Below are 263 nucleotides of genomic sequence, written 5' to 3' on the forward strand. Positions count from 1 at the left end.
TTTGCGCAGCAACCCAACGTTGCTCCCATGCCTGGATTTCTTGGCTATGGTAAACTACCGCCTGCATATTCTTATCCTCTTGCATTTTTCGGTTTATGACATCTTCCAACACATCACGCATTGCAGTGCAACAAATTGATCCACATGAATTAAAAGCATGGATCAAAGCTCAAGCATTAGACTTGGGTTTTGCTGATTGTGTCATTGCCAAACCAGATGCTCAAGAGCAAATGCCACGTTTTTTAGAATACCTTGAACGTGGT

This window comes from Actinomadura napierensis (assembly GCF_039529375.1).
GTDB classification, from domain to species: Bacteria; Actinomycetota; Actinomycetes; order Streptosporangiales; family Streptosporangiaceae; genus Spirillospora; species Spirillospora napierensis.